Origin of the sequence: Neisseria sp. DTU_2020_1000833_1_SI_GRL_NUU_006 (assembly GCA_032388755.1) — a bacterium.
GTDB lineage: Bacteria > Pseudomonadota > Gammaproteobacteria > Burkholderiales > Neisseriaceae > Neisseria > Neisseria sicca_C.
Genome location: CP135593.1, coordinates 1,419,485 through 1,432,328 on the forward strand (window position 1 = coordinate 1,419,485; position 12,844 = coordinate 1,432,328).

Annotated in this window: 10 protein-coding genes; 3 read left to right on the plus strand and 7 right to left on the minus strand. The window is 51.4% G+C overall.

What is annotated here, in order from left to right; genetic code table 11:
• Window positions 1–75: 75 nt before the first annotated feature.
• The 3 genes from RSJ68_06915 to RSJ68_06925 form a co-directional block, all read right to left on the minus strand.
• Window positions 76–585 (minus strand): hemerythrin domain-containing protein, encoded by a 510-nt coding sequence (locus tag RSJ68_06915; GenBank protein WNU96202.1) that lies wholly within the window; start codon window positions 583–585, stop codon window positions 76–78.
• 93 nt (window positions 586–678) lie between these two features.
• Entirely contained in the window at window positions 679–1,254 is a 576-nt protein-coding gene (gene azu / locus RSJ68_06920) for an azurin (GenBank protein ID WNU96203.1), read from the minus strand.
• Window positions 1,255–1,540: 286 nt separating this feature from the next.
• Window positions 1,541–1,963 (minus strand): DciA family protein, encoded by a 423-nt coding sequence (locus RSJ68_06925; protein WNU96204.1) that lies wholly within the window; start codon window positions 1,961–1,963, stop codon window positions 1,541–1,543.
• Between the two features lie 157 nt (window positions 1,964–2,120).
• Here RSJ68_06925 and secA point away from each other — a divergent pair, with 157 nt between their 5' ends.
• Window positions 2,121–4,874, plus strand: coding sequence for a preprotein translocase subunit SecA (secA, locus tag RSJ68_06930; GenBank protein ID WNU96205.1), 2,754 nt, complete (start codon window positions 2,121–2,123; stop codon window positions 4,872–4,874).
• A 410-nt stretch (window positions 4,875–5,284) separates the two neighbouring features.
• On the opposite strand, the gene RSJ68_06935 is transcribed toward secA, so the two are convergent.
• The 4 genes from RSJ68_06935 to serC all read right to left on the minus strand — a co-directional run bounded on the left by RSJ68_06935 (window position 5,285) and on the right by serC (window position 10,530).
• Window positions 5,285–7,588 carry a glutamine--tRNA ligase gene (locus RSJ68_06935; protein WNU96206.1) on the minus strand — a complete coding sequence of 768 codons (2,304 nt, stop codon included), beginning with the start codon at window positions 7,586–7,588 and terminating at the stop codon, window positions 5,285–5,287.
• Between the two features lie 109 nt (window positions 7,589–7,697).
• On the minus strand, window positions 7,698–8,474 hold the full coding sequence (locus RSJ68_06940; GenBank protein ID WNU96207.1) for a DeoR/GlpR family DNA-binding transcription regulator: 777 nt from the start codon (window positions 8,472–8,474) through the stop codon (window positions 7,698–7,700).
• A 161-nt stretch (window positions 8,475–8,635) separates the two neighbouring features.
• Window positions 8,636–9,193 (minus strand): nitroreductase family protein, encoded by a 558-nt coding sequence (locus RSJ68_06945; protein WNU96208.1) that lies wholly within the window; start codon window positions 9,191–9,193, stop codon window positions 8,636–8,638.
• Window positions 9,194–9,423: 230 nt separating this feature from the next.
• The gene (gene serC, locus RSJ68_06950; protein WNU96209.1) at window positions 9,424–10,530 is read right to left on the minus strand and encodes a phosphoserine transaminase; all 1,107 of its coding nucleotides are present in this window, start codon (window positions 10,528–10,530) and stop codon (window positions 9,424–9,426) included.
• A gap of 354 nt (window positions 10,531–10,884) precedes the next feature.
• Here serC and rimP point away from each other — a divergent pair, with 354 nt between their 5' ends.
• On the plus strand, window positions 10,885–11,316 hold the full coding sequence (gene rimP / locus RSJ68_06955) for a ribosome maturation factor RimP (GenBank protein WNU96210.1): 432 nt from the start codon (window positions 10,885–10,887) through the stop codon (window positions 11,314–11,316).
• 25 nt (window positions 11,317–11,341) lie between these two features.
• The gene (nusA, locus tag RSJ68_06960) at window positions 11,342–12,844 is read left to right on the plus strand and encodes a transcription termination factor NusA (protein WNU96211.1); all 1,503 of its coding nucleotides are present in this window, start codon (window positions 11,342–11,344) and stop codon (window positions 12,842–12,844) included.

The following is a 12,844-nucleotide window of genomic DNA, read 5'->3' on the forward strand; positions in this document are numbered from 1 at the left end:
TTGAGGTCGTCTGAAACTCTGTTTTCAAGTTTTCAGACGACCTTTGTTTGAAGAAACGGCAATCTGTAAACGGCCTTATCTGCGTCGGCGCGCCGCCATGATTTCGCCGATTTCGGTCAGCTTCTCTTTGGGGATAAACGTTTTGCCCATGTCGAACAAAGGCTCTTCAATCGCTAGATGAACATCGTAACCTGCCACAAAGCGTTTGAACGCTTCTGCATCTGGAATATAGGCATTGTCTGCTTCGAGTTTGGCAAATTCGGCAGCCACGGCGTCCCAGTTGCCATGCAGGCTCACATGCTGGCGCAAAAGCTCGTCCACGCTTTCTTGGGCTTGCGGCGCGTATTGCAGCAGGAGCGGGAAGAAGTTTTCTTCTTCGTCTTCATGGTGCAGCGGTGCGGCAACGTTGAAATACTGGGCGATTTGGCGGATGGTTTGCAAAACAATCTGATTGCAGCCGTTTTCGGCGATATAGTCCGACAGCATGGCGACCTGGCCGCAGAAACGGCGCACTTTGCCGTGGCAGGCATACAGCATTTCTATCGGTTCGGCAAAGGTAACGCTTTTGGTTTCAAACGGATTCATGTTTGTGTTCTCAATGGGTACTTTTCAGACGACCATTTTATAACAAAACAGCCTGCATAAAGCAGGCTGTCTGTATTTTGAAGCTTGGACGGATTAGTCGACCAAAGTCACTTTGCCGTTCATCAAAGCACCGTGTCCCGGGAAGGTGCAGGCAAATTTGTATTCGCCGCCCGCCAGTTTGGCAGGATCCAGAGTCAGGGAAGCTTCTTCGCCGCCGCCGACCAGTTTGGTGTGGGCAACAACGCGTGCATCGTCAGGTTTCACGTAGTCGGTTGCAGCAGCGCCGGCACCGTCTTTGAAAATACCGTCCATGTCTTCGGCTTTACCGATGACGATGTTGTGACCCATGCTTTCTTTAGGTTGGGTACCGGTGTGTTTCAGGGTAACGGTGAATTCTTTACAAGCTTTGCTGACTTGGATTTCTTTAGTGTTGAACTGCATAGCGTCGTTGGCTTCGACAGTAGTCGCGCAGTTGCCGGCGGCAGGTGCTGCGGCAGAATCGGCAGGCGCTGCTTCGGAAGCAGGAGCAGCATCGGCAGGTGCAGCAGTTTCCGCAGGAGCGGCTTCAGAAGCGGCAGGCGCTGCATTCTCAGCAGGTTTTGCAGGTTCTTGCGAGCAGGCAGCCAAACCGATAACGGCGGCAGAAATCAGGGCTAAATATGCTTTCATTTGTATCTCCTAATGATGAGAGTCTGTTAAATTTTACAAAACAAAACTTGCGAATATATTAATAAACCCATATTCGGGTTTACTATCTACAAGCGGAACCAAAGAAATAATGAAGCCGTATTCTGCTACAACAACCCAAACAAGTCCAAGATTCCATAGCAAATTTACATCAGTTTACCTAAAAAAGAATGACTACTATTCAGGTATTATTCCTTTAGTATTAGACCTTCTCATTCGAACGAATGAAATTTAACTTATATTAACAATTTAAATAATAATTCCCAACTCAACGGCTGTGTTTGCGCACCAACTCCGCCAGCGCGGCAGCCAATTCAGGATGCTTGTCTTCCAATTTTGCCGCCGCCGCATCAAAACTCTCCAATGCCGCCCCGCTCAAATGCAGGCTGTTGACTTTGGGTTGTGCCGGCGGCTTCGGCACGACTTTGACCGCCACATCCCGAATCCCCGCGTTCAATTCCTGAAGCTGCGGCACAAGTGCGGGCAATATCATTTTCAGGCGCGAAGCCGCCATACCGTTTGCCGCCAGCAACACCAACCTGCCCTCTTCGATGCAGGCAGTTTGAAAGTGCGGGTGCAGGTTTGCCGGCAGGATGCGTTTGACTGCCGCATCCAGCCTGCGCCATTGTTGCGACTGCTGCAACAAACCGGCCAACCGCGCATCCCGCTTGCCCAATTGTTCCAAATTCATATGTTTCAGACGACCTTTTCAAAGTGTACGGTTGTATTATCAAGATTGAAATCCGGTAAAACTGCCTTTATTTCAAACGGCATGACTGCCTTGCCGCGAGGCTTGTGTTAAAATCCCCGTTTCGCCATTATTTTATATCAGGCGCAGGAACTATTTCATGCTGACAAACATTGCTAAGAAAATCTTCGGCAGCCGCAATGACCGGCTGCTCAAACAATACCGTAAATCCGTTGCCAAAATCAACGCACTCGAAGAACAAATGAAAGCCTTGAGCGATGCGGATTTACAGGCTAAAACAGCCGAATTCAAACAACGTCTTGCCAACGGTCAGACTTTGGACGACATTTTGGTCGAAGCCTTCGCCGTCTGCCGCGAAGCGTCCCGCCGCGTACTCGGTATGCGCCACTTCGACGTCCAGCTTATCGGCGGTATGGTGCTGCACGACGGCAAAATCGCCGAAATGCGTACCGGCGAAGGTAAAACCTTGGTCGCCACCCTTGCCGTCTATCTCAACGCCCTGTCCGGCAAAGGCGTACACGTCGTTACCGTCAACGACTATCTTGCCTCGCGCGACGCGGGCATCATGGCACCGCTCTACAACTTCCTCGGCTTAACCGTCGGCGTCATCATCGCCGATATGCAGCCGTTTGACCGTCAAAACGCCTACGGCTCCGACATCACCTACGGTACAAACAACGAATTTGGCTTCGACTACCTGCGCGACAACATGGTGACCGACCAATACGACAAAGTTCAGCGCGAATTGAACTTTGCCGTAGTGGACGAAGTGGACTCCATTCTGATTGACGAAGCGCGCACCCCGCTGATTATCTCCGGACAGGCGGATGACAACATCCAGCTGTACCAAATCATGAACAGCCTTCCCGCGCACCTCATCCGCCAAGAAACCGAAGAAGGCGAAGGCGATTACTGGGTCGATGAAAAAGCACACCAAGTCATCTTGAGCGAAGCGGGTCACGAACACGCCGAGCAAATCCTGATTCAAATGGGTTTGCTGCAAGAAAACGACTCCCTCTACTCCGCCGCCAACATCGCCCTGATGCACCACCTCATGGCAGCATTACGCGCGCATACGTTATTCCATAAAGACCAACACTACGTCATCCAAGACGGCGAAATTGTCATCGTGGATGAATTTACAGGTCGTCTGATGTCCGGCCGCCGCTGGTCCGAAGGTCTGCACCAAGCCGTCGAAGCCAAAGAAGGCGTGGAAATCAAACGCGAAAACCAAACCCTCGCCTCCATCACCTTCCAAAACTACTTCCGCCTGTACACCAAACTTTCCGGCATGACCGGTACCGCCGATACCGAGGCTTTCGAGTTCCAAAGCATCTACAACCTCGAAACCGTCATCATCCCGACCAACCGCCCCGTACAACGTAAAGACTTCAACGACCAGATTTTCCGTTCTGCCGAAGAAAAATTCGAAGCCGTCGTCAAAGACATCGAAGAATGCCACAAACGCGGACAGCCCGTCCTCGTCGGTACCACCAGCATCGAAAACTCCGAGCTGGTTTCCCGTCTTCTGCAAAAAGCCGGACTGCCGCACAACGTCCTCAACGCCAAAGAACACGAACGCGAAGCCCTGATCGTTGCCCAAGCCGGTAAAGTCGGCGCCATTACCGTCGCCACCAACATGGCGGGGCGCGGTACCGACATCGTCCTCGGCGGCAACCTCAAGCACCAAATCGAAGCCATCCAGTCCAACGAAAACCTGAGCGACGAAGAAAAAGCCGCACAAATCGCCGCCCTTGAAAACGGCTGGCAGGCAGAACACGACCAAGTGGTCGCGGCAGGCGGCCTGCACATCATCGGCACCGAACGCCACGAAAGCCGCCGCATCGACAACCAATTGCGCGGACGCGCAGGCCGTCAGGGCGACCCCGGCTCCAGCCGCTTCTACCTCTCGTTTGAAGACCCGCTGCTGCGCCTCTTCGCGCTCGACCGTGCCGCCGCCATCCTCAACCGCCTTGCGCCGGAACGCGGTATCGCCATCGAACACGGCATGCTGACCCGCCAAATCGAAGGCGCGCAACGCAAAGTCGAAGGCCGCAACTTCGACATGCGCAAACAAGTATTGGAATACGACGACGTTGCCAACGACCAACGTAAAGTCATCTACCACCAACGCAACGAAATCCTCAACAGCAAAGACGTCAGCGACCTGACTAAAGGTATCCGCGAAGAAGTCATCAGCGATTTGGTCGATTTGTACATACCGCCCGACAGCATGGAAGAGCAATGGGACATCCCCGCACTCGAAAGCCAGCTTGCCGCCGAATTCCGCCTGCACGAAGACATCCAAGCATGGCTCAAAGCAGACACCACTTTGGACAATCAGGACATCAAAGAGCGTCTGATTAAACGTGTGGAAGAAGAATACGCAGCCAAAGTCGAGCTGGTCGGTAAAAAACCGATGGCGGATTTCGAACGCAACGTCATGCTGCAAGTCATCGACCTGCAATGGCGCGAACACCTTGCCGCCATGGACTACCTGCGCCAAGGCATCCACCTGCGCAGCTATGCACAGAAAAATCCGAAACAGGAATACAAACGCGAAGCCTTCGCCATGTTTGAAAACCTGTGGCGCGGCATCAAGCATCAAACCGCCGCCCTCTTGACCTCCGTCCAAATCGAGCGCAACACCGATGTAGAAGAAATTGCCGAACCCGCACCCGTCGGCATCCAAACCATCCACTCCGAAGCGCCCGACATGGAAGAACTGCTCGGACAATCCCAAACCAATTTGGTTACCGAAGCGTTCGATCCCGACGGAACGGATTTCAGCCCCGAGGCACTTGCCGCCCAAGGCCAAGTCGTCCACCGCAACGACCCCTGCCCTTGCGGAAGCGGCCTGAAATACAAACAATGCCACGGCAAACTGAGCTGATGACAGCTTAAACAAAAGGTCGTCTGAAACTTTTCAGACGACCTTTCCATTTTGGCAGGTTCATTTATATTCATTTATATCAAGACAAAACAATGAAATCGCATACAGTACGGATAGAACAAAATCCATTGACTTTATGCTTTCAACCATTATAAAAATCATCCGCCTTGAGTTCAAGTAAAGCGACACAGTACCGTTTTGCCCACACATACTGCCTACTCTGAGAAAAGATAACTTCAACTATCTCATCTAAAGAAGCACTGTCCACCGCAGCAATTTTATCTCTCGATGGCATTCGGAACCATAAACGATGCCATAGCAAACTGGTCTGTTCCCTTAGGCCAAAAGGTCGTCTGAAAACCCGATTCCAAGTTTTCAGACGACCTTCCAGTATTGCTGTTGCCAACAGATTACTTGGGCTGCCAAGAGTCTTTCAGCGTGACCGTGCGGTTGAACACGGGCTGCTCGGGGCGGTGGTCTTTGCGGTCGGTCACGAAATAGCCCAAACGTTCAAACTGCCAACGGCTTTCGGCGGGCAGGTTTTTGGCTGCGGGTTCGGCGTAGGCGGTGATTTCCTTAATGGATTCTGGGTTGAGGAAATCGGTAAACGGCAGGTATTCGCCGTCTTCGCCGCGCACGGCATCGGGACGCTCGACGGTAAAGAGGCGGCCATACAGGCGGACTTTGATTTCGGCGGCGTGTTCGGCGGAAACCCAGTGAATCACGCCTTTGACTTTTCTGCCTTCGGGATTTTTGCCCAAGGTGTCATGGTCGATGCTGCATTTGAGTTCGACCACATTGCCTGCCGCGTCTTTTACGACTTCATCGCACTTGATGACATAGCCGTGACGCAGGCGTACTTCGCCGCCCGGGGTCAGGCGTTTGAAGCCTTTGGGCGGATTTTCGGCAAAGTCGTCTGCCTCGATGTAGATGGTTTGGGACACGGGGATTTCACGCTCGCCCATTTCTTCGTGATTGGGGTGGAACGCGGCGCGGCGGCTTTGGGTTTTGCCGGCTTCAAAGTTGGTCAGGGTCACTTTGAGCGGGTTCAAGACTGCCATCAGGCGCGGGGCGGAGTTTTCCAGCTCTTCGCGAATCGCGCCTTCCAACACGCTCATATCGACGATGTTTTCAGATTTGGAAATACCGGCACGTTTGGCAAACAGACGCAGGCCTTCGGGCGTGTAGCCGCGGCGGCGCATACCGGAAATGGTGGGCATACGCGGGTCGTCCCAGCCGGCAACGTGGCCGTCTGAAACCAGTTGGTTCAGCTTGCGTTTGGAGGTGATGGAATACAAAAGCTCTAAACGGGAAAACTCGTATTGGCGCGGTGGCAAAAAAAATAACTTACTACGCAATTTGTTAATTTCATTGATCAGCACATTAAATGAAAACAAAATTTCAAAATCACGTCGAATATTCCCTGAAAAAGAGGATCTCCATTGCTCATACTCATGCTCATACTCAACAAATAATCCATCAGAGTCTTGTCCTAATCGTGGAATATATACCTGATGCATTAAAACATTATACATTTCAGTAGATTCAGCTTGATGAAATTTCTCAATCTCAGTTAATAATTCTTTTTGTAAGCTGTTGATTCTCTGATCTTCATAGTTATCACTACTTAGTAAGCGCAACTTATTTCCATTTGAAATTAAATTATTAAGTGTATCAGAGACATCTTCATCCAAGTTCTTAAGTTCTGATAAGTTCAAAGAATCAACATAATTTTTATTATTTTTCCTATATTTTTCTATGCACTCAGATAAATCATAATAAATAGTACACACAAGATTTAGAATCGCTCTAAACAATTTTTTAATTAGTTCAACATATACTCTATCATCATTAACATTCTTGAATTTTTCAGGTTTCTTTTCATTGAAAAAACTTCTAAGAGAGTTAATTTCCGACATAATCCTATCTATATTATCTAGAATTTTTCTCATTAAAACAGTTGGTGGAATATTATTGAGCACCCAGTCGTACAGCGGGCGGTGGGCTTCAAATTCGAGCGTACACAAGGAATGCGTGATGCCTTCGATGGCGTCGGAAATGCAATGCGTGTAGTCGTACATCGGGTAGATGCACCATTTGTCGCCGGTGTTGTGGTGATGGGCGCGGCGGATGCGGTAGATGACGGGGTCGCGCATATTGATGTTGCCTGATGCCATGTCGATTTTCAGGCGCAGGGTTTTGCTGCCGTCGGGGAATTCGCCGTTTTTCATGCGCGTGAACAGGTCGAGGTTTTCTTCGACGCTGCGGTCGCGGTAAGGACTGTTTTTGCCCGCTTCGGTCAGCGTACCGCGATATTCACGCATTTCTTCGGGCGTCAAATCATCAACATACGCTTTGCCGTCTTTGATTAAACCGACGGCGTAGTCGTAAAGCTGGTCGAAATAATTGGAAGCGAAACGCGGCTCGCCCGCCCAATGAAAGCCCAACCACTCAACGTCTTCTTTGATGGCGTTGACGTATTCGTCGTTTTCTTTTTCAGGGTTGGTATCGTCGAAACGCAGGTTGCACAAGCCGTCGTAAATATATGCCAAACCGAAGTTCAGGCAGATGGATTTGGCGTGGCCGATGTGCAGGTAGCCGTTGGGTTCGGGCGGGAAGCGGGTTTGGATGGCTTCGTGTTTGCCGCTTTTTAAGTCTTCTTCGATGATGGTGCGGATGAAATGGTTGTCCGCGAATTGGTCTTTATTGAGCATAATGGTTCTTTATTGGGAAGGGATTGGGTTTCAGACGACATATTTATAAAAAGTCGTCTGAAAAGGGCTTTATTGTACCCGACTTGACTCTATCGTTATAGTGGCGCACTCAAAGCGGCACAGGTTCGGCAACCAGCCATTCTACGCCCGCATCGCCCAAAACCTTCTGCATGGCGGCTTCCGGTACGCGGTCGGTAAATACTTTGTCAAACGAGCCGATGTCGCCCAGTCTGACCAAGGCATTGCTGTTGAATTTGCTGTGGTCCACGCCCAAATACCTGACCCGCGCATTGGTCATCATCGCCTGCATGACGCTGACTTCTTTATAGTCATAGTCCAAAAGCGAGCCGTCGTTTTCCACGCCGTGCGTACTCATGACGGCATAATCGACTTTAAACTGATTGATAAAATCGACCGTCGCCACGCCCGTAATCCCGCCGTCCAAGGGGCGCACGACGCCGGAAGTGATGATGACGGTATAGTCGGTGCGCGCGGACGTGATGGAGGCGACGTAAATATTGTTGGTGATAATCCGCAGGTTTTTACGCTGCTTGACCAACTCGGCGGCAACGGCTTCCATCGTCGTGCCTATACTGATAAACAGCGACGAATTGTCGGGAATGTGGGCAGCAATCAGGCGGGCGATGGCGTTTTTTTCATTTTGGCAGTGTTTTCGCTTGCCTTGCGCCACGCCGCCGGAAATATCGCCGACCGACGCTCCGCCGTGGTAACGCTTCAACTGCCGCGTTTCGCTCAATTCCTGTATGTCGCGGCGTATGGTCTGCGGGGTAACGTCCAAGGCTTCCGCAAGCTGCTCGACCGTCATGAAATGCTGCTCGCGCACGAGCGTGAGGATATGTTCGTGTCTCTGTATTTTCGGTTTCATCTGGATTCGTTTCCATTCGTTCCGGTTCGTTTGAATTCGGATTGTACGCCTTTTGCCCAAAGCCGGAAAAGGCAGCCGTCTATTTGGCTTTTGCTAAAACCAAAGGTCGTCTGAAAACCTGAATCGTGGTTTTCAGACGACCTGTTTATATTGCAAACCGTTTACCAAGTCGTTACGAATTGTTCCAAATCGGTATTTTTCGCACCGCCCCCCTCTTCCACAGGAGAGCCGACCATCATCAGCCCGATAATCTTGTCTTTATCCGAACAGCCGAATGCTTCGCGCAAGAGCGGGCTGTTGACCCACATTCCCGTAATCCACACGTTGTCGAAGCCCTGCGCGGAAGCGGCAAGCTGCAACCCGTAGGCGGCACAGCCCGCGCTCAACATCTGTTCCCATTCGGGTTTGGGCTTCGCCACTTCGCGATTAGGCGCAAAAGTTACGCCGATAACCATCGGAGCCATACTGCCCACCCGCTCAGCCTTTCTCATAACATCGTCGCCAAAATTCAATTCGGTAACGGTCCGGCACAAAATTTCGCGGAAACGTTGCAATCCTTCCGCGCTTTGAATGACAGTGAAGCGGAACGGACGCATATTGCCGTGATCGGGAACCTGCGTAGCGGCTTGAAGCATCGCTTCCAGTTGTTCTGCGTTCGGCGCGGGAGCAGTCAGTTTTTTAGATGAACGACGTGTGGTGAGAAGTTGTAAAGCGTCCATTTTTTTCTTTCGAACCAGTTAAAACAGCGGATTTTATAGCACAAAGCGAATTGAAACACCATGTTTGAAAATGCGGCTGAAAGGCAGAGCAATGCGACAGGTGCCAACATCATTACATAAATTTACTCTATATAAATAGAAGCCGTTAATCTGCCGCCTCCAATATAGAGGTCGTCTGAAAACAAGCGCGGCAAATTTTCAGATGACCTTTATATATAGAAATAAAACCCTTAGCCGTAACGCCGTTGGAAATCGCTCATAAAGTCCGCCAAAGCCTGTACGCCTTCGAGCGGCATGGCGTTGTAGATGCTGGCGCGCATACCGCCGACGGTTTTGTAGCCTTTGAGCAGGCACAAGCCTTGCAGTTCGGCTTCGAGGACAAAGCGGCGGTCGAGTTCGGCTGAGGCGGTTTGGAAGACGACGTTCATTTTCGAGCGGGCATCGGGGCGGATTCGGTTGATGTAGAAGCCGCCGCTGCCGTCGATGGCGTCGTAAAGCGTTTGGGCTTTGATGTTGTTGACGGCTTCGATTTTCTTCACGCCGCCTTGCGTCAGCAGCCAGCGGAACACTAAACCGGACATATAAATGGCGTAGGTGGACGGGGTGTTGTACATGCCGTCGCGGTTGAGGTGGGAGCGGTAGTTGAAGACGTCGGGAATGCTGTCGGGGCGGCGGTCGAGCAGGTCTTCGCGGATGATGACGACGGTTGCGCCGGCGGGACCGATGTTTTTTTGTGCGCCCGCGTAAATCAGCCCGTAGTCGGAAACGTCAAACTCGCGCGAGAGGATTTCGCTGGACATATCGCAAACGAGCGGCGGCAGGTCGTCTGAAAGTTTGGGAACGGTTTGGTATTGCAGACCGTTGACGGTTTCATTGATGGCGAAGTGGACGAAGGCGGAGTTTTTGTCTATGTCCCAAGTTTCGACGGGTGGCAGGGCGGTATAGTCGAATTGTTCGCCGCCGTGCGCAGCCAGTCGGATTTCGGCATCGGTCAAGCGGCTCATTTGTTCGTAGGCGATGCGGCTCCAGTTGCCCGTTACCACTGCGTCGGCAGACGGGAAGCCATGTGCCAGGTTCATCGCAACCATGTTGAATTGCGTGGTCGCGCCGCCTTGCAGGAATAGGATTTTGTAGTTGGAAGGAATGTTCAGCAGCGTACGCAAGTCTTGTTCGGCGTGATGGAGGATGCTGAGGAACATTTCCGAACGGTGGCTCATTGCCATAACGGGGAAGCCTGTGCCGTTGTAGTCGAGCATTTCTTGCTGCGCGGTACGCAATACGGCTTCGGGCAGGACGGCGGGACCTGCGGAAAAGTTGTAGATGGGGCGGGCGGACATGGCAATGCCTTTTTGTTTCGATGATAACAGCTTTGGATTTTAGAATGACGGCGTGCTTCGTGCAAGCCGTATGGCAGGAAAATGGGGTCGTCTGAAAAAGAAATGTTGAAAATAAAATGATGATTATCAATGGGTAAGATTTAATGGCGATTTTTCAGACGACCGTTTTTGTCAACAATTTTAAGCTTGGTTTTATGCTGTCAAGCATATTCATTCTATGAGGTCGTCTGAAAAAAGCCGCGATAAATCAACGCTTTTCTTTTGAGTGGAAAGCGGTTATAATAAGCCAATTTTTCAATTTTGACGAAAAATGGCCACGGGGCCATTTTTTTGTTTATGTACTCCGGGAGATTCATGGATATTCAAACAATTCTCGAAAAAACCCTGCCGGGTTTGGGCTACGAACTGGTCGATTTCGAGCTGACTGCGCAAGGCACGCTGCGCGTGTTCATCGATAAGGAAGGCGGTATCACCGTCGAAGACTGCGCGACCGTCAGCAATCATTTGAGCCGCGTGTTCATGGTGGAAGACATCGATTATAAAAATCTGGAAATTTCCAGCCCCGGCCTTGACCGGCCTCTGAAAAAAGCCGCCGATTTCGTGCGCTTTGCGGGACAACAGGCAAAAATCAAAACCCGCCTGCCGGTTGACGGACAAAAGAATTTTATCGGCCACATCGAGGGTTGTGAAAACGATACCGTAACGCTCTCTTTCGACGGCAAAACCGCGCAAATCGGCTTGGATAATATCGATAAAGCCCGCCTGCGCCCCGAATTTAAATTTTAAAACTTGATATTGGAGATTCTAAAAAATGAGTCGCGAAATGTTGCAACTTGCCGAAGCGTTGGCAAGCGAGAAAAACGTTGAAGCGGAAGTGGTGTTCCAAGCATTGGAATTTGCCCTTTCTACCGCAGCCAAGAAAAAAGCCGACCGCGAGCACATGGATGTGCGCGTCGAAATCGACCGCGATACCGGCGAATATCATACTTACCGCCGCTGGTTGATTGTTGCCGACGAGGATTACACCTATCCCGACTTGGAAAAAACCATCGAAGAAATCCAAGAAGAAATTCCGGGTACCGACATTCAAATCGGCGATTACTACGAAGAAACGCTGCCGAACGAAGGCTTTGGCCGCCAAGCCGCGCAAACCGCCAAACAAATCATCCTGCAACGCATCCGCGATGCCGAGCGCGAGCAAAATCTGAACGAATTCTTGGCCGTTAAAGAAGACATCGTTTCCGGTACGGTAAAACGCGTAGAGCGCCACGGCATCATCGTCGAAGTCGTTCCGGGCAAGCTGGACGCGCTGATTCCGCGCGAACAAATGATTCCGCGTGAAAACTTCCGCGGTGGCGACCGTATCCGCGCGCTGTTTTTGCGTGTGGACGAAATCGGCAACACCGGCCGCAAACAAGTCATCCTCAGCCGTACTTCGGGCGATTTCCTTGCGAAGCTTTACGAAATGGAAGTCCCTGAAATTGCAGACGGCTTGTTGGAAATCCGTGAAGTGGCGCGCGATCCGGGTCAACGTGCGAAAGTGGCGGTCAAAGCCAACGACCAACGCATCGATCCGCAAGGCACCTGTATCGGCGTGCGCGGCTCCCGTGTGAATGCCGTCAGCAACGAATTGGCAGGCGAGCGCATTGATGTGGTGCTGTGGTCGTCTGAAACTGCCGAGTTCGTGATGAACGCGCTGTCTCCTGCCGAAGTCAGCCGCATCGTGATTGACGAAGACAAACACGCGGTTGATGTGATCGTTGCCGAAGACCAGCTTGCGCTCGCTATCGGCCGCGGCGGTCAAAACGTGCGCTTGGCATCCGATTTGACAGGTTGGCAGTTGAACATCATGACTGTCGAAGAAGCGGACGAACGCACCGCTGCCGAAGACGCAGCCATCCGCGACCTCTTCACCGCGCATCTGAACATCGACGACGAAACCGCCGATATTTTAGTTGAAGAAGGTTTTGCCACGCTGGAAGAAGTCGCTTACGTTCCGGCTGCCGAATTGCTTGCCATCGAAGGCTTTGACGAAGAAATCGTCGAAACCCTGCGTAACCGCGCGCGTGATGCGATTCTGACCATGGCGATTGCGTCCGAAGAGAAGCTGGAAGAAGTTTCAGACGACATGCGCAATCTGGACGGCGTAGATTCCGATATGCTCCGCAAACTGGCGGAAGCCGGCGTAACCACCCGCGACGACCTGGCGGAACTGGCCGTTGACGAACTGATTGAAATAACCGGTGTAGATGAAGAAGCGGCGAAAAAAGTGATTCTTGCCGCCCGCGAACACTGGTTTACTGAAGAGAACTAA